This is a genomic window from Devosia equisanguinis (assembly GCF_900631955.1).
Lineage (GTDB): Bacteria > Pseudomonadota > Alphaproteobacteria > Rhizobiales > Devosiaceae > Devosia > Devosia equisanguinis.
In genome coordinates, this window is record NZ_UZWD01000058.1 from 1 (window position 1) to 14,918 (window position 14,918).

A 14,918-nucleotide genomic window follows, 5' to 3' on the forward strand; every position below is an offset into this window, starting at 1 on the left:
GCCGAAAACCTCTGGCCCCGCCCCTCCCCTCGGGCGGGGCCTCTCTGTTTCTGGGCCCCTTTTTCCTGAAATCGGCACACCCTGCCCGGCAATTCTTGCCGTCGGCCCAATCCGACCTTGGGATTCGAACTGATTTCATTGGCATTTTCCGGGCATGCAAATTGCAACACGCTCTCTGTCCCGTTCGGAGGCAGATCATGGTCGCCATCAGTTCAACGCCCAATTTCGCTTATATGAACTATGCCAGCACCTATGGTGCGGCTGTGACATCGACCAGTTCGAACACCGCCTCAGTGGCCAAATCACACCAAGAGAGCACCAGCGCCTCGGCCTCTGCGACCAATGTCACCCTGTCCGACGCTGCCCGCGCCGCCCTTGCCGATCGCAGCTTCGCCGATGTCGTTGCCGATGCCCGCGGCAAGCTCGCAAAACTGCTCGAGGAAGCCGGACGCACCTCCCCGATCAAGAACCAACAGCTGGCCGTTGACCTTTCCAGCCTCGACAACCGCGAGCTCTACGCCATTTCCAGCGACAAGAGTTTCACTGAGGACGAGCGCGCTGCGGCTGGCCTCGAAATGCAACGGCGCCTCGAAGCGGCGCTGGCCGGCCCCGCCGCCATTGCCCGGGTGATCGGCGACTATACCGGTCTCTACAAGGCCGCCGCCGCCCATCTCGATGGCCTCGGCCCCGAGGAAAAGGCCAGTGCCGACTGGAAGGCCGGCCGCGACGCCGTGACCGAAGGCCTCAAGCAGCTGCAGACCAAGCCAGGAAACCTGCCTGCCGCTGGCGAGCACGATCCGGTCTCCATCTATCTCAAGCTGGCAGATTCGGGCGGCACCGGCGCGGGCCAGAGCATGGAGAACCTCTCCTCAAACGCCCGCACCACGCTTGATCGCCTCTATGCAGACGCCAAGGCCGCCGGGCGCGTGCCCAGCTTCAGCCGCTCCAGCAGCAGCGCCCAATTTATCGATCTCTCGAATTTCTCCAGCCGTTCGCTCTCGTCCATGGTGCTCGACACCGATGGCCGCTTCAGCAACGAAGAAGTGCGCGCCGCCCAGACCGCCCTGCGTCAGAAAAGCAGCGCCACCATGATGGCGGGCCTGCAGAACGCCACCAAATCCGGCGACCCCACCGCCTTCAGCCAGAACGTCATCGCCGCCTTCTCCTCGCTCAGCCCCGAGGAACGCCAGGCCGCCGGCTGGTCCGACAAGATGTACCAGGCGGCACTGGACAGCTACAGCACCACCTCCAAGCTGATGCAGATGATCAACCAATCCGGCAGCGGCGCCAATGGCAGCCTCGCAGGCCTCATGGGTGCGCGCTAGCCTACCGCGCTCTACCTGATCCCCGCGCAGAACCGCTGGATGCGCGCTACGGCCTCTTCAAGCTCGGCATTGCTCGCTGCGTAGCTCAGGCGGAAATGGCCCGGTAGGCCGAAGGCCGTGCCATGCACCAGCGCCACGCCGGTTTCTTCCAGCAGCGCCATGACGAAGTCCTCGTCGGTCGTCAGCACAGCGCCACCGGCGCTGGTCTTGCCCAGCAGGCGCTGGCAGGACGGAAACACATAGAAAGCGCCTTCCGGCATCAGGCAATCGAGCCCGGTATTGGCGTTGAGCCCGGCCACCACCATGTCGCGCCGCTGCTGGAACACCTTGCGCCACTCGGCCAGGAATTCCTGCGGTCCGTTGAGCGCCTCGACCGCCGCCCATTGCGAGATCGAGCTCGCATTGGTCGTCGACTGTCCCTGCAGCTTGGTCATCGCCGCCAGGAGCGGCTTGGGCCCGGTGCAATAGCCAATGCGCCAGCCGGTCATGGCATGGGACTTGGACACCCCGTTCATGGTCAGCGTCCGCGCCTGCAGCGCCGGCTCCACCTGCGCAATGGTGGCGAAGGTCTTGTCGTCATAGACCAGCACTTCGTAGATATCGTCGGTGAGGATATGCACATGCGGATGGCGCATCAGCACCGCTGCCAGCCCCTTCAATTCTTCCGCCGTATAGGCTGCGCCGGTCGGATTGGACGGCGTGTTCAGGATCAGCCACTTGGTCCTGGGCGTGATTGCCGCCTCCAGCACCTCGGGCATGAGCTTGAAGCCGGTCGAGGCATCAGCCACCGCAAATACCGGCTCTGCGCCACAGAGCCGCACAATCTCAGGATAGCTCACCCAGTACGGCACCGGCACCACCACCTCGTCGCCGGGATTGAGCGTGGCCAGCAGCGCATTGAAAATGATCTGCTTGCCGCCCGAGCCGACAAAACAATCGGCCGCCGTCACATCGAGCCCGTTATCGCGCCGGAACTTGGCCGCCACCGCTTCCTTGAGCTCGGCGATGCCGTCCACATTGGTGTAGCGCGTCTTGCCCTCGTCCATCGCCCGCTTGGCCGCGTCGCGCACATTCTGCGGCGTGTCGAAATCCGGTTCGCCGGCGGAAAGCGCGATGATGTCGCGCCCCTCCTGTGCCATGACCCGGGCTTTCTGGCTGATCGCCACGGTTGCCGACGGCGCCACGCGCGACAATGCTTCAGACAGAAACCCCATGTGACCTCTCCTAGAAACGCCCTGTCGCACCTCTGCGCCAATGGCAACGCCAGAGCCTTTAGCCTGCGCCCGAAGCCAGCGGAAGAGAAAACCCGCCACAGTTCTGCCCTCAAATGGCCCGCCCGTCTCCGTCTTCGGCTCACAGTCAGACCCCATTGCGGTGGTTTGCTAGAGGGCATCGAAGTTGAGTACAGACCCCCATGCAAAAATCTGTGACGCCCGGGCGGAAGAAGCTGCGGCTTTTCGCCCTTCTCACCACGCTCCTCACCGGTCTGGGCGCAGCCGGTGCTCTCTTGGCCGGCGTATCGCCCGCCATCGCCGCCGATCTCGTCCACGAGCCCAATGCCCAGATTGCAGTGTTCATGGTGCCGCTGACCCTGCTGGTCATGGTGCTTTTGTTCGAGGCTGCACGCCACGTCTGGCGCGGCAAGCTGCCCATGCCGGCGCCGGTTCGTCGTCGGCACTCGGTCTGGACCTCGCGTCCCAACCGGCGCTGATCCCCTTTACCTCCCCTGAAGACCAACTGGCCGGCCCTGCGCCGGCCATTTTTGTGTTCGACCTTCCGCCTATTGCCGCATGCCCCCTTCCGGTCCACACTCCAAACGCAAGGAGGAGAGGACCCATGATTGTCGAGACCATCCTGCAGACCAAGGGTGTCGTCGTTCACACCCTGCCCGACACCGCCACGCTCGCAGAGGCCGTGACGCTGCTCAACACCCACAATATCGGTGCCGTTGTGATCACCGACGCCAAGGACGCCATAGCGGGCATCCTGTCCGAGCGCGACATCGTTCGCCAACTGGGCAAGGACCCCGCCGGCGCCCTGCAGAAGCCCGTTGCCACCTGCATGACCAGGGGTGTGGTCACCTGCGAACGCGGCACCAGTATCGACGAAGTCATGGAGCGCATGACCAATCGCCGTATCCGCCACATGCCCGTGGCCGAAGCCGGCGCCCTGATCGGCATCATTTCCATCGGCGACGTGGTCAAGCGCAAGATCGAGGTTGTGGAACACGAAGCCGAAGCCCTGCGCGAATACATCGCCAGCTGAGGCCGCCGCGCACGGCGCCGCCCTCGGGCTCGACCCGGGGGCGGGCAGATTGCCGAACCATAGATGCCCGATCATGGTCACGGTCCCATGCCTCGCGCATGCCGCAGCAACCGGCGTGGCACTACCTTACCAACCTCTCCAACTCTTCATGCGCTCGCAAGGTCGCGATCAGTTTCCTTCCGCTAGGGTCCTCTCGTGCCGCTTCGCCGGTACATCCCATGCAAAGGATAACGACCATGAAGACGCTTTATACCTCCGCCATCGTGGCCCTGATGACCACCACGCTCGGCCTGTCCGCCGTGGCGCCGGCAATGGCCCAGACGGCAACCCCGACCGAAAATAGCCAGGCCGCCAAACCCGGCGAAGCCAACGGTTTCCGCCCCGGCAAGCCCGGCAATGACGGCCCCCGCCATGGTGGCGGCATGGGCGAGCTGCTCGGCTTCGAACGCGGTGCCGAAGCCATCGAAATCGCCTTGGTGCGCCTCAGCCATCGGCTGGAGCTGACCTCCGAGCAGCAGACCCTGCTCGCTACGCTCAAGACCGATGCCCTCTCTGCCGCGGAAACGTTCGCCACCACCACTGAGGGCCTGCGCCCCACCCCGCCGACCGAAGGCGAAACCGTTACTCCCCCGACCTTCGGCCAGCGTCTCGACAACCAGATTGCCCTCGAAAAGGCCCGACTCGCCGCTCTCGAAGCAGTCCGGCCTTCGGCCAAGGCGTTCTTCGATAGCCTCTCCGAAGAGCAAGTCGCCCAGCTGGCGCCGCCCCAGGGCAAGTTCGGCGGTCCGGGCAATGGCGGTCACCACCGTCCCGGCCCGCATGGCGCCCCCGGCATGAATGGCATGGGCGAAATGGGCGGCGACGACGTCGCGCCTCCGGCCCCGCCGGCTCCCGCTCCGCAGGGCTGATCGCCAAGACCAAACCTCCGGGCCCGCCAGTTTTCCTTCGGCGGCGGGCCGGACCCCCAGGTGGCGTCAATCCCCCAAACGTTCGGCGCTGCCCGACCCCGGCTCTCAACAGCCGGGGTTTGCTTTTGCGTCGGGCTCGATTACCAATCGGGGGACCTGCCGACTGGATATCTCATGACCACCCTGCCACTCGACCCCCAGCGCATCCGCGCCCTCTTTCCCGCCTTTGCCAAGCCGAGCCTTCAGGGCCAGGCCTTTTTCGAAAATGCAGGCGGCTCCTACACGGCGAGCGCAGTTCTGAACCGGCTCGACCACTATTACCGAGCCACCAAGGTTCAGCCCTATGGCGTCTATGCCGCGTCAGCGGAAGCCGGCGAGGCGATGAACTTGGCCTTCGAACGCATGGCGCAGGCCTTCAACGTTACGCCCGACTGGATCCATTTCGGCCCGTCTACCTCCGCCAACACCTATATCCTGGCCCATGCCTTCGCAGATTGGCTGAAGCCCGGCGATGCTGTGGTCGTCACCAATCAGGATCACGAGGCCAATAGCGGCAATTGGCGGCGCCTTGCCCGTCACGGCTTCGAAGTGCGCGAATGGTCGGTCGATCCGCGCACCGGCCGGCTCGATCTCGCCGCGCTCGATGCCCTGCTCGACGACAAGGTCAAGCTCGTCACCGTGCCGCACTGCTCCAATGTGGTCGGCGAAATCAACCCGGTGGCCGAAATCGCACGCCGCGTGCACGCTGTCGGCGGCGTGCTGGTGGTCGATGGCGTCAGCTACGCGCCCCACGGCATTCCCGATCTGCAGGAGTTGGGCGCGGACATCTACATGTTCTCCGCCTACAAGGTTTACGGCCCCCATCAGGGCATCATGGCCATTCGCCCGGAACTGGCGGCAGCGCTCCCCAACCAGGGCCACTACTTCAACGAGGTCAAACCGCGTTATCGCCTGACCCCGGCCGGCCCCGACCACGCCCAGATCGCCGCCAGCGCCGGCATTGCCGACTATTTCGAACAGGTCGCGGAAATCGCCGGCGACGCCGTCTCGGGGGCCGATCCGTTCCGCCGCGCCCATGCCGCCATGCGGGCCCAGGAAATTGCTCTCGCCACCCCGCTGCTTGATTATCTGCGGGACCGCAATGATGTGCAGATCATCGGCCCCGACGATCCCACCTTGCGCGCGCCCACCATTGCCCTCCGCCACCGCGAGCCGGGCGTCGAGGTCGCGCGGCGTCTGGCCAGGCACGGCATCATGGCCTCGGGTGGCAATTTCTACGCCGTGCGCCTGCTCGAAGCTTTGGGCATCGACCCCAACAATCACGGCGTCCTGCGCCTTTCCTTCGTGCACTACACCAGCCCCGAAGAGATCGACCAACTCATCAAGGCGCTCGACGCCGAACTTTGATCCAGCCCCGACCCCTTCTCCTCCCCCTCCTTCAGGGGGAGGTCGGGTGGGGGTCTCACAGCCAATCAGCAACCGCTCCCTTATCGCTTTCCCTCTCTGGGAGAGGCTGGTTCGGCCAAAGGCCGGACGAGTGAGGGAATATTCCGAGCCAACCATGTCCCGTCCCGTTGCCACCGCGCTGCTGCTGCTTTGCACCATCTTCTGGGGCTTTGCCTTCATCGCCCAGAAATCGGCCATGGATTCCATGGGCCCGCTTACCTTCGCGGGCGTCCGTTATCTGATCGGCGGCCTTTTGGTGCTGCCTCTGGCGCTCTATGAACGCCGCCGGCGTCCCATCCAGCTCACCCGCCGCCATTGGCTGCTGATCGGCGCCGTCAGTTTCGTCTTCCTCATGGGCTCGTGGCTGCAACAGGCGGGTCTGGCCACCACCACAGTCACCAATGGCGGCTTCCTTACCGGGCTCTACGTCTTCTTCGTGCCGCTTCTGGGCTACATCCTGTTCCGCACCCGCCCGCATCCGATCATCTTCATCGGGGTGCCGTTCGCGCTGGTCGGCATTTATTATCTCAATGGCGGCGGGCTCGGCAGTTTCAATACTGGCGACTGGCTGATCGTGGGCAGTGCGGTATTCTGGGCGCTGCATGTCATCCTGCTCGGTGAAGCCGCCCGCGCCACCAATCTGCCGATCTTCGTCTCCGCCTTCAGCTTTCTCTTCGGCGGCATCGCCGCCAGTGGCCTGGCGCTAGGGCTTGAGGGCCCCACCCTCGACGCCGTCATGGGCGGCTGGATCGAAATCGCCTATGCGGCTGTGCTGTCCACCGCTGTGGCCTTCACCTTCCAGGCTATCGGCCAACAGCATGTGCCCCCGGCCAATGCCGCCATCATTCTCTCGGCCGAAAGCCTGTTCGCGGCGCTGGGCGGTTTCCTGATCCTGGGTGAGCGCCTGCCGGTGATCGGCTATGCCGGCGCCACACTGATCTTCGCCGCCATTCTCATGGTCGAAGCGGTCCCACCCCTCTGGGCCCGCCGCCGCACCCATATTCCCCGCAATACCAACTGAGGGGCAAAAGCCTTTGACTTTGGCGGCCCCGAGCTTGGGGCCGCCTTCGAGCCACCTATTTCCAGCTGGTAAAATCCGCGGCCACGCAGCCCCAGGGCGCGCGATCATCGCCGAAACGGGCCTGCAACTGGTCACAACCCCAGCGATTGAGCGGCTCGGGCAGCATGGCGTTGATTTCCATGCCGATGGAGTCGAATTGCGTCTCGCTACTGGTCACGTAGTAGACCCAATAGGCGCCCACCGCGGCGACGGCCAGCAGAATGATGCCGAAGAAAGTGGCGAGGCCACGCTTCCAGTGCAGCTTCTTCGGCGCCCTGCCGCTTGCCACATCCACCTGGCTTTGGCTGGGCCGCGGCAGGGAATCGAGGAGTGACTGCCGCTCGGCAGGGCTGAGATCGGTGATGCGCTGCATTTGGCTGTCGAGCAGCACCGGCAGCCCGCCCACTTCGTGCTTGGCCGCCACCCCGACCACGCTGCCATCGGCCAGCGCCGCCATCAGCGGCACTTCGCCGGCGGCAAACTCGGTATTGGCAGTGCGGCGCGATCGGCCCTTTTCCAGCTTCTCGGCATAGGTGACGAAAGCCGTCTTGCCCTTTTCCTGCACATTGGTCAGTTCCACCGGTACCAGCGTCAACCGACCCGGCAGCTGCAGCTGGCCATTGCCGCGCTGCGCCCCGAGCGCGCCATAGACCATGGCGGCGATACCAGCGATAAACACCAGCGCGAACACGCCGAAAACGGCCAGCCGGTTCCACAGCATGTCCAGCCCCAGCGACAGCGTCGCCAGTTCCGGCTTGTCGCCCGAGATCACCACTTCGACCATGTAGTCGCCGGAATGGAAATCGATGAAGGCCATGCTGACATGGTTGTCATAGCGCTGCCCGTTCACCGAATAGACCAGCCGCGCATCGCAATCGGTCAGCCCACGGCGCGTCGAACATTCGCCGTCAATGGTCTTGACCGCGTCGGGATAGGCCGGGTTGGCGCTGATCTGCAGATCACGGATCAGTCCCGGCCCCTGCCACCAGCTCATCCCGATCAGCAGGCCGGCAAACATCAGCACCGCGAACAAAAATCCGCGCGGGCCCTTCAGCAGGTTGGGAGCGAGGGTTAGCTTGCGCTGGGGAAGCGCCTGAGAGAAAGCCGACATTGAACACTTCATCCTGAATAGCCGCCCGGCAGGACTACGCCGGCAACAGACTTGATAACCCCGCCTGGCCACATCTGCTTGACATGCGGACACCAAGGATGCCGGGGCCGTTACATCGCAGTCGCTATCAGTCACGACCGCGTGAACCAAGCCTGTTCTCAGAAAATGTGGCTAAATTTCGGATAGTTAGCGTTTATCCAAGCCCACCGGACCGGGATTTCAAACCGGCTTTTCCCAGACGAACGCGCGAGATGCGCTTCCTCGGTGGGGTCGATCGAGATCAGTCCCCGATCCGGAACATCCGGTAAGTTTTGCATATGACCAGCGCCACACAGCCGCGCAGCGTCATTTCCTGCGCATTGACCTGCGTGATCGTGCCGCCGGCAGTCTGACCATAAAGATGCAGATCGCCCTGCCATTGCCCCGGCCCTGTCGGGCGCGCGCCATCAATCAGCATGGTGTTGAGATAGGGCAGGTTCTGTGGGCTGTCGGCACCATTGCCCAGCCAGACCAGCCGGGCGCACAACTGGGTGCCGTCCCCACAGAGCGAAACCTGATAGCGCGAATCCCGGCTTTCGATCTCCCAGAGACCGGCAGGCGAGGCCAGCGCCGGTGCCGCCAGCAACAGCCCCGCCAGCGCCGCGAGAGATCGGATCATTTGGTGTACCGGAACATCTGATAGGTCTTGCAGGCCACCAGAAAGGCGCAGCCGGTCAGCGTCATCTGGTTCTCGTTGACCTGGGTAATCGTGCCGGCCAGCTTGTGGCCGAAGAGGCGCATATCGCCCTTCCAGCGGCTCGGCGACACCTGCCTGATCTGGTAGGCCATCGGCGCGTTGAGATAGGGCTTGTACTGCTCGTTATAGTCGGCGTCAGACAGCCATACGAGCTCGCCGCACAATTGTGTGCCGTCGCCGCACAATTCCAGCCGGAAGCGGGTGTCGCGGGTTTCGAGTTCCCACACCCCCGCCGGCGAGGCAAAGACCGGCATGCTGGCCGACACGAAGAGGCCGATCAGGGTCACGATACGCAGTACGGATTTCATGAATACAACTCCCGAGAATTGCCTGAAGCCTATTGCCCGCCACCTGAACGCTGGCTGAACACGCCGTCACGCTATCGTCATCCGCACCCCCTAGGCTGCTCTTGTCACCACGGCGCCCCCATTCGCCCGGCGACCCTCGTGCTGCATGCCCCAATGCACCACGTTCCGGCATCCTCCGCCATGACGGATGCCGCCCGGATGACCTCCGGATCTGGCCGCCTCGTGCGGCCGTTTTTTTGCTCAGAGCCGTTCCATGATGATCGAGCGCACCGGCGTGCCCATCTCGGTGTCCTCGTGCTCGTCGATTTCCACCCAGCCGCGCGACGCATAAAAAGCCCGGGCCCGCGCATTGAAGGCGCGCACGTCGAGCCGTCGCGCCCCGGCCCGTTCCGCTTCCTTCATCATCACCGTGCCGACCCCGGTGCCGATGGCCCAGCTATCAACATGGATGGCGTGCAGCATGCCGTCATCGAGGTGGTACATGCCCACCACCACGCCACCGCGCTCGGCCACCATCATGGCGCCGAGATAGACGTCCACATAGGCTTCCACCGGCCGCGCCGCCTCGTAGCGCGCCCATGCGCCCATATCCAGATGCGGCGCCCAATGGGTGCGCCATGAGCGGTCGAGCAGCGCCTTGATGTCGGCACTGTCGGAACTGCGGGCGTGACGCACCAGGATCTCGCTGTCGGACATGGGATGACCTCAATGAACTGTTGATGGCTGCGCGTCGCCGCTTCATGCGGGGCGGCATCGGGTCTATTGCCTATTCGAAACCCTGCCGCAACCCGGAGCCCATGAGATGGCCAAGCTGTACTTCTCCTATGCGGCGATGAATGCCGGCAAATCCACGCTGCTGCTGCAGGCCGCCTATAACTACCGTGAACGGGGCATGCGCCCGCTGCTCTATACCTGTGCCGCCTATGCCGGCGGCGGTCCAGGGGTCATCAGCTCGCGCCTGGGCATATCCGAAGCCGCCGAACTCTATGCCGAGGGCGACGACCTCTATCACCGCATCCGCGACCATACCGACGAAGCCAAGGTCGACTGCGTCTTTCTCGACGAGGTCCAGTGTCTCACCCGTGAACAGGTCTGGCAACTGGCCCGCGTTGCCGACCGGCTCGGCGTCCCGGTGATGTGCTATGGCCTGCGCACCGATTTCCTTGGCCGGCCTTTCGAAGCCTCGGCGGAACTGCTGGCAATTGCCGACGTCCTGCGCGAAATTCGCACCATCTGCCATTGCGGCGCCAAGGCCACCATGGTCGTGCGCCGCGATGCCCATGGCCGGGTGCAGACGGCGGGCAGCACTGTCGAGCCCGAAAAGGCCGACTATGTGTCCCTCTGCCGCAAGCACTGGGAAGAAGCGTTCGGCCGCTGGCCGGTGAAAGGACCACTCGATGCATGACGACACTGCCGAACCGCGCGGCACGCTGACCATCCGCACCCTGGCCATGCCCGCCGATACCAATCCTGCCGGCGACATTTTCGGCGGCTGGGTGATGAGCCAGATGGACATTGCCGGCGCCATTGCTGCCGTCGAGCGCGCCCAGGGCCGCGTCGTCACCGTCGCCGTCGAAGCCATGACCTTCATCGCCCCGGTCAAGGTGGGGGACGTGCTCTGCGTCTACACCACCATTGAGCGGGTAGGAACCACCTCCATCACCGTCGGCCTCGAGGCCTGGGTGCGCCGCAACCGCCTCGACGTCCGCCAGCGCGTTACCGAGGCGCGCTTCGTCTATGTGACGCTCGACGACAACGGCAACAAGCGCCAGGTGCCCAAAGAGGCGTAAACCAGCGCGTCCGATTGCGAACCTTTTCGTTCAGATTGCGTTCAGCCGGGATATGCTTTGAAGATGCACCGGCACACGCGTGCCTGTTTGGAGTTGGCTCATGAACAAGACACTTGGCGCCGTGTTCGGCGCGGCCCTCGCAATTCTCGGCACTATTTCGGCAAGCATGGCCGCACCGGCCTTTGTCACTGGCCTGGGCAATGTCTATGACGCGCCCGGCCGCGCTTCGTCAGTCGTCGCCATTCTTCCCGAAGGCGCCACGGTCGACGCCAATTGTACCAATGATGGCTGGTGCCAGATCACCGGCATTGGCGGCTCGACCGGCACCAATGGCTGGATGATGTCCAACAATGTGCGCTTCGGCGATCTCAATCCGCCGCGCCCGCAGCCCCCACAGCCGCAGCCGCCGCAGCCCTGGCCGCCTCAGCCACAGCCCCAGCCTTGGCCCCCGCAGCCGCAACCCCAGCCGTGGCCGTGGCCGCAGCCACCCAAGCCCCAGCCGCAGCCGCCGGTGGTATCCTCGGGTGCCTGCTTCTACAGCGAGCGCAACTTTGGCGGAAACAGCTTCTGCGTTGATCGTGGCGACAGCTTCAGCCGCATGCCGCGGAACTGGAACGATCGCATCCGCTCGGTTGAGGTCTTTGGCCGCAATACCCGCGTCGACCTCTGCGTCGACACCAATTTCCGCGGCTCCTGCGTGACCCTGCGTTCCGACACCGGCCGTCTGCCGGCCGGTATCGACCGTCGCGCTTCGTCCCTCGACGTCTACTGATCTTGCGGCGGGCGGCACGGAACTCAATCCGTCCCGCCCCCGTTATTGCCAACAATAACATCGTGCGCTGTTGCCACCAGCATGGTCCCGAGTTCGGGACCGGCAAACCGCGCATCAGGGAGCTACCCATGCATCGTCAAACCCGCAAAACCATGTTCAATGTCTTCACCGGCGTCGCCGTCGCGGCCGCTGCTGTCGTCATGTTCCTGCCTGCAGCCCAGGCTGCACCCGGCACCGTGACCAGCAATGTCAATGTCCGCTCCGGCCCGGGTACCAATTACGCCGTGGTTAGCACGCTGCGTCGGGGCCAGCAGGTCGACGTCCAGCAGTGCCAGACCTCCTGGTGCTATGTCGCCTCCCGCGACGCGACCGGCTGGGTTTCCGCCTCCTTCCTCGCGGCCAATGGCCAGCAGGTCAATCCGAGCCAGCCCGGCCTGTCCTTCGGCTTCACCATTGGCGGCCCGAACGGCCCGCAGATCAATATCGGTGTCGGCAACCAGCAGCAGCCGCGCCCGCCCGTCGTGCGGCCGCAGCCGGTCTACACCCCGGAAGTGTGCTTCTATGAAGGCTCGCGCCTGCGCGGCGACAGCTTCTGCCTCAGCCAGGGCGAAAGCAGCCGCGACCTGCGCGACTGGTCGGACCGCATCTCGTCCTTCGACAATCCCGATGGTCTGAATGTGCAGGTCTGCTCGGAAGCCAATTTCCGCGATTGCCGCACCTACACAACCAGCGCATCCAGCCTCGGCGATTTCGACGACTACATCATCTCGGTCCGCGTGCGCTAAAACTTTCGCCGCCGACAATAATATGCTTGGCGCCATCCTTCGGGGTGGCGCTTTGCTTTGCAAAATCGGTTAGGCCGCGTTAACGTCCGCGCGATCCTTTTGTGTGGACCAAAACGCAATGTTGAAATACCTCGCCGCCCTTGTGGTTCTTGCACTGGCCGTCACGCCGAGCGCTGCGCTCGATCCTTCCGGTTCGCATGGCTGGAGCCGCTCGCAGCTGACTTTGCGCACGCTGCCGCATCAGGCAGGCGATGTAGTCGGGACGGTCGAGCAGGATCTCGCCATCAAGGTGCTGCGCTGCGAGAAGCTCTGGTGTCTGGTATCGACGCCCGTCGGCAAGGGCTGGACCAGCCGCGACCATATCAGCTTCGGCCAGACTTCGCAGGACCCGCTGACCGGTCCCAATCTCAACTACGCCTCGGGCGGTCCGGGCACCATATGCTTCTATCAGGGCACCAATTACTCCGGCGCGTCCTTCTGCGCCGGCTCTGGCGAGGTCTTTCCCGATCTGGCCCGATGGGGCCTCGACAACAGCTTTGCTTCGGTGAAGGTGGAGGGCAATGTTTCCGCCGCCGCCTGCCGCTCACGCGATTTCCAGTCCTATTGCGAACGCATCGTCGCCAGCCAGCCGGTGCTCGATGGCCTGCTGCGCAAGAACCTCACCTCCATTCGCGTTTACTGATCGGCCCCAGGCATAGCGTTAGGCAAAACGTCACCCCCGGGCCTCCACCCGGGGTTTTTTCTTTGCCACGAAGCCACGCCTGGCTCTTCTTGCCAAAGCACCTAAACACCTCGTTCAGGCCGAGTTCAGCGCCAAACGGCTCTACTGCCCCTATGCAACGGACCCAGTCCGCAACAGCAATGAGGGAACATCATGATCACCAAACGTCTTTATCTCGCGGCCGCCGTCGCCGCGGCCACATTGGCCTCCACAGCCGTCGCCTTTGCCCAGCCCGGCATTGCCACCAATGCCGTCAATGTCCGCAGCGGCCCCGGCACTAACTATGCCAAGCTCGGCGCGCTTTCGGCTGGCGAAATCGTCGATGTGCAGCAGTGTCAGGGTTCGTGGTGCTATGTCGATCGCAGCGCCGGCAAGGATGGCTGGGTGTCGAAAAACTATCTGCAGCCTTATCAGCCGAGCGGCAATTCCGGTGGCGGCAACAAAAAGCCAGATATTCCGTTCAGCTTCGGCATGACCATCGGACCCGGCGGCCCCAATATCTCCATCGGTATCGGCAATGCGCCGCCGCCGCCCGCCCCGGTCACGCCGCGCGTCTGTTTCTTCAAGGGCAACAATTATTCCGGCGCACAATTCTGCGTCGCGCCCGGCACCAACGACCCGCAGCTGATGGGCGGATGGGACGATTCCATCTCGTCGATCCAGGTCCAGGGCGGCGCCCAGGTCACCGTCTGTACCAATTTCTGGTATGCCGGCAGCTGCACCACCACAGCCTCGAGCCAGCCATCGCTCGGCGCCTACAACAACGCCATCTCGAGCTTCCAGGCTTTCTGATCCGGCGTCACCCCTCCCCATGCGGGAGGGGACTATCCCTGCCGAACCCGCCGCGTCGCAATTCGTCCGGTCAGCGTTCCCAGGTCCTGCAACAGGGGTCCGTAGCGCGTGAGGTCGCGGCCGCTGCATTGTCCCTGTGCGGCGAAGGCGAGCGCATCGGCATAGCAGGCCGCTTCGGCCCCGCTCATGGATGCGCCATCAATGGCGATGAGGTCGAGGCAATCGAAGCAATGCATGGCCACTTCGGTGAGCAGGTGCATTTCTGCCAGGCCTGCCAGGTCGCGCAGCGCCGCCGCCCAGTCGCAGCATGCCGCAACATCGGCGCTGTCCCAGGCCCGCAGCGCCTCGATCAACGGCGTCAAGCGCTCGCGCACCGCATCCTCAATCGAGCTACGCAAATCGCTGAGCGAAATCTCAGCCGAGCGCATTGCTCCGCGTCGGTCGACGCCTCCGGGGCGGCAGGCCGCAGCGTGGAATTTGCCTCTGACATCGACAAGCTGTCCCATGATCAGGCCACGTCCTTTTCCGCCACTGCATCACCATCGGAGGCGCGCCGCCGCGCCGCGCCCTCATAATCGTCGTCGTGAAAACGTCGGTCGGGCCCGAAATAGGTCGGGCTGTCCCAGAAAGGCCGCGGCCGCCGGGCGATCCAGGCGATGCGGTCATAGAGCACCGAGGGCGATATCGGCTTGCTCAGCACGAAATTGGCGCCGCAATCGCGCGCCTGTCCCACCGACATGCGCAATGCCGTTCCCATGGTCACGATGATGGGTATGGACCGCGCCGGATGCTTGGGATTGGTAAGCGCTAAGCTGACCCCGTCTGTTCAGCCGGTTGAGGCGGCGGTATTTGGCACTCTCTGATTGGTGGGGGTGTCATGTTCTATGTCTGCGACTATG

19 protein-coding genes are annotated in these 14,918 nt (G+C 64.1%); 12 read left to right on the plus strand and 7 right to left on the minus strand.

From position 1 onward, the window contains the following. The first annotated feature begins 197 nt into the window (after nucleotides 1-197). Nucleotides 198-1,325, plus strand: coding sequence for a hypothetical protein (locus tag DEVEQU_RS18755; protein ID WP_126152136.1), 1,128 nt, complete (start codon nucleotides 198-200; stop codon nucleotides 1,323-1,325). Between the two features lie 11 nt (nucleotides 1,326-1,336). Here the strand turns inward: DEVEQU_RS18755 and DEVEQU_RS18760 are convergent, their stop codons facing one another. Then, nucleotides 1,337-2,539: a pyridoxal phosphate-dependent aminotransferase gene (locus tag DEVEQU_RS18760; protein ID WP_126152137.1), complete on the minus strand. Its 1,203-nt coding sequence runs from the start codon at nucleotides 2,537-2,539 to the stop codon at nucleotides 1,337-1,339. A 200-nt stretch (nucleotides 2,540-2,739) separates the two neighbouring features. Between DEVEQU_RS18760 and DEVEQU_RS18765 the strand changes: the two genes are divergently transcribed. The 5 genes from DEVEQU_RS18765 (at nucleotide 2,740) to DEVEQU_RS18785 (ending at nucleotide 6,965) form a co-directional block, all read left to right on the plus strand. Beyond that, nucleotides 2,740-3,036, plus strand: a complete 297-nt coding sequence (locus DEVEQU_RS18765) for a hypothetical protein (protein WP_126152138.1) — start codon at nucleotides 2,740-2,742, stop codon at nucleotides 3,034-3,036. A gap of 125 nt (nucleotides 3,037-3,161) precedes the next feature. Then, on the plus strand, nucleotides 3,162-3,590 hold the full coding sequence (locus DEVEQU_RS18770) for a CBS domain-containing protein (RefSeq protein ID WP_126152139.1): 429 nt from the start codon (nucleotides 3,162-3,164) through the stop codon (nucleotides 3,588-3,590). 236 nt (nucleotides 3,591-3,826) lie between these two features. Beyond that, nucleotides 3,827-4,498, plus strand: a complete 672-nt coding sequence (locus tag DEVEQU_RS18775; RefSeq protein ID WP_164550484.1) for a Spy/CpxP family protein refolding chaperone — start codon at nucleotides 3,827-3,829, stop codon at nucleotides 4,496-4,498. Between the two features lie 174 nt (nucleotides 4,499-4,672). Then, the gene (locus DEVEQU_RS18780) at nucleotides 4,673-5,905 is read left to right on the plus strand and encodes an aminotransferase class V-fold PLP-dependent enzyme (RefSeq protein ID WP_126152141.1); all 1,233 of its coding nucleotides are present in this window, start codon (nucleotides 4,673-4,675) and stop codon (nucleotides 5,903-5,905) included. A 154-nt stretch (nucleotides 5,906-6,059) separates the two neighbouring features. Beyond that, nucleotides 6,060-6,965, plus strand: a complete 906-nt coding sequence (locus tag DEVEQU_RS18785) for a DMT family transporter (protein WP_126152142.1) — start codon at nucleotides 6,060-6,062, stop codon at nucleotides 6,963-6,965. 55 nt (nucleotides 6,966-7,020) lie between these two features. Here the strand turns inward: DEVEQU_RS18785 and DEVEQU_RS18790 are convergent, their stop codons facing one another. The 4 genes from DEVEQU_RS18790 to DEVEQU_RS18805 form a co-directional block, all read right to left on the minus strand. Continuing rightward, a complete protein-coding gene (locus tag DEVEQU_RS18790) occupies nucleotides 7,021-8,115 on the minus strand; it encodes a hypothetical protein (protein ID WP_126152143.1) in 1,095 nt (364 codons plus the stop codon). Between the two features lie 280 nt (nucleotides 8,116-8,395). Beyond that, complete coding sequence (locus tag DEVEQU_RS18795) at nucleotides 8,396-8,773, minus strand: DUF2147 domain-containing protein (protein ID WP_126152144.1); 378 nt, start codon at nucleotides 8,771-8,773, stop codon at nucleotides 8,396-8,398. Further along, nucleotides 8,770-9,159, minus strand: coding sequence for a DUF2147 domain-containing protein (locus DEVEQU_RS18800; RefSeq protein ID WP_126152145.1), 390 nt, complete (start codon nucleotides 9,157-9,159; stop codon nucleotides 8,770-8,772). The genes DEVEQU_RS18795 and DEVEQU_RS18800 overlap by 4 nt, the downstream gene beginning before the upstream one ends. 240 nt (nucleotides 9,160-9,399) lie before the next feature. Then, nucleotides 9,400-9,855, minus strand: coding sequence for a GNAT family N-acetyltransferase (locus DEVEQU_RS18805; protein WP_126152146.1), 456 nt, complete (start codon nucleotides 9,853-9,855; stop codon nucleotides 9,400-9,402). Between the two features lie 106 nt (nucleotides 9,856-9,961). Here DEVEQU_RS18805 and DEVEQU_RS18810 point away from each other — a divergent pair, with 106 nt between their 5' ends. The 6 genes from DEVEQU_RS18810 (at nucleotide 9,962) to DEVEQU_RS18835 (ending at nucleotide 14,019) form a co-directional block, all read left to right on the plus strand. Next, on the plus strand, nucleotides 9,962-10,564 hold the full coding sequence (locus tag DEVEQU_RS18810; RefSeq protein WP_126152147.1) for a thymidine kinase: 603 nt from the start codon (nucleotides 9,962-9,964) through the stop codon (nucleotides 10,562-10,564). Next, a complete protein-coding gene (locus tag DEVEQU_RS18815; protein WP_126152148.1) occupies nucleotides 10,557-10,949 on the plus strand; it encodes an acyl-CoA thioesterase in 393 nt (130 codons plus the stop codon). The genes DEVEQU_RS18810 and DEVEQU_RS18815 overlap by 8 nt, the downstream gene beginning before the upstream one ends. Before the next feature lie 100 nt (nucleotides 10,950-11,049). Continuing rightward, nucleotides 11,050-11,721, plus strand: coding sequence for a peptidase inhibitor family I36 protein (locus DEVEQU_RS18820; RefSeq protein WP_126152149.1), 672 nt, complete (start codon nucleotides 11,050-11,052; stop codon nucleotides 11,719-11,721). A 128-nt stretch (nucleotides 11,722-11,849) separates the two neighbouring features. Continuing rightward, nucleotides 11,850-12,506, plus strand: a complete 657-nt coding sequence (locus DEVEQU_RS18825) for an SH3 domain-containing protein (RefSeq protein WP_126152150.1) — start codon at nucleotides 11,850-11,852, stop codon at nucleotides 12,504-12,506. A 118-nt stretch (nucleotides 12,507-12,624) separates the two neighbouring features. Continuing rightward, a complete protein-coding gene (locus DEVEQU_RS18830; RefSeq protein ID WP_126152151.1) occupies nucleotides 12,625-13,188 on the plus strand; it encodes a peptidase inhibitor family I36 protein in 564 nt (187 codons plus the stop codon). A 192-nt stretch (nucleotides 13,189-13,380) separates the two neighbouring features. After that, nucleotides 13,381-14,019 carry an SH3 domain-containing protein gene (locus DEVEQU_RS18835; protein WP_126152152.1) on the plus strand — a complete coding sequence of 213 codons (639 nt, stop codon included), beginning with the start codon at nucleotides 13,381-13,383 and terminating at the stop codon, nucleotides 14,017-14,019. A 32-nt stretch (nucleotides 14,020-14,051) separates the two neighbouring features. Here the strand turns inward: DEVEQU_RS18835 and DEVEQU_RS18840 are convergent, their stop codons facing one another. Together DEVEQU_RS18840 and DEVEQU_RS18845 are read right to left on the minus strand one after the other, a co-directional pair. Continuing rightward, nucleotides 14,052-14,525: a hypothetical protein gene (locus tag DEVEQU_RS18840; RefSeq protein ID WP_126152153.1), complete on the minus strand. Its 474-nt coding sequence runs from the start codon at nucleotides 14,523-14,525 to the stop codon at nucleotides 14,052-14,054. A 2-nt stretch (nucleotides 14,526-14,527) separates the two neighbouring features. Further along, nucleotides 14,528-14,776, minus strand: coding sequence for a hypothetical protein (locus DEVEQU_RS18845; RefSeq protein WP_126152154.1), 249 nt, complete (start codon nucleotides 14,774-14,776; stop codon nucleotides 14,528-14,530). Between the last annotated feature and the right edge of the window lie 142 nt (nucleotides 14,777-14,918).

Bases quoted from the DNA above. Each gene is read 5' to 3' on its own strand.
- DEVEQU_RS18805 (WP_126152146.1), bottom strand. From the start codon at position 9,855: ATGTCCGACAGCGAGATCCTGGTGCGTCACGCCCGCAGTTCCGACAGT.
- DEVEQU_RS18845 (WP_126152154.1), bottom strand. From the start codon at position 14,776: ATGGGAACGGCATTGCGCATGTCGGTGGGACAGGCGCGCGATTGCGGC.
- DEVEQU_RS18795 (WP_126152144.1), bottom strand. From the start codon at position 8,773: ATGATCCGATCTCTCGCGGCGCTGGCGGGGCTGTTGCTGGCGGCACCG.
- DEVEQU_RS18815 (WP_126152148.1), top strand. From the start codon at position 10,557: ATGCATGACGACACTGCCGAACCGCGCGGCACGCTGACCATCCGCACC.
- DEVEQU_RS18810 (WP_126152147.1), top strand. From the start codon at position 9,962: ATGGCCAAGCTGTACTTCTCCTATGCGGCGATGAATGCCGGCAAATCC.
- DEVEQU_RS18830 (WP_126152151.1), top strand. From the start codon at position 12,625: ATGTTGAAATACCTCGCCGCCCTTGTGGTTCTTGCACTGGCCGTCACG.
- DEVEQU_RS18760 (WP_126152137.1), bottom strand. From the start codon at position 2,539: ATGGGGTTTCTGTCTGAAGCATTGTCGCGCGTGGCGCCGTCGGCAACC.
- DEVEQU_RS18775 (WP_164550484.1), top strand. From the start codon at position 3,827: ATGAAGACGCTTTATACCTCCGCCATCGTGGCCCTGATGACCACCACG.
- DEVEQU_RS18800 (WP_126152145.1), bottom strand. From the start codon at position 9,159: ATGAAATCCGTACTGCGTATCGTGACCCTGATCGGCCTCTTCGTGTCG.
- DEVEQU_RS18820 (WP_126152149.1), top strand. From the start codon at position 11,050: ATGAACAAGACACTTGGCGCCGTGTTCGGCGCGGCCCTCGCAATTCTC.
- DEVEQU_RS18790 (WP_126152143.1), bottom strand. From the start codon at position 8,115: ATGTCGGCTTTCTCTCAGGCGCTTCCCCAGCGCAAGCTAACCCTCGCT.
- DEVEQU_RS18780 (WP_126152141.1), top strand. From the start codon at position 4,673: ATGACCACCCTGCCACTCGACCCCCAGCGCATCCGCGCCCTCTTTCCC.
- DEVEQU_RS18770 (WP_126152139.1), top strand. From the start codon at position 3,162: ATGATTGTCGAGACCATCCTGCAGACCAAGGGTGTCGTCGTTCACACC.
- DEVEQU_RS18840 (WP_126152153.1), bottom strand. From the start codon at position 14,525: ATGGGACAGCTTGTCGATGTCAGAGGCAAATTCCACGCTGCGGCCTGC.
- DEVEQU_RS18825 (WP_126152150.1), top strand. From the start codon at position 11,850: ATGCATCGTCAAACCCGCAAAACCATGTTCAATGTCTTCACCGGCGTC.
- DEVEQU_RS18755 (WP_126152136.1), top strand. From the start codon at position 198: ATGGTCGCCATCAGTTCAACGCCCAATTTCGCTTATATGAACTATGCC.
- DEVEQU_RS18785 (WP_126152142.1), top strand. From the start codon at position 6,060: ATGTCCCGTCCCGTTGCCACCGCGCTGCTGCTGCTTTGCACCATCTTC.
- DEVEQU_RS18835 (WP_126152152.1), top strand. From the start codon at position 13,381: ATGATCACCAAACGTCTTTATCTCGCGGCCGCCGTCGCCGCGGCCACA.
- DEVEQU_RS18765 (WP_126152138.1), top strand. From the start codon at position 2,740: ATGCAAAAATCTGTGACGCCCGGGCGGAAGAAGCTGCGGCTTTTCGCC.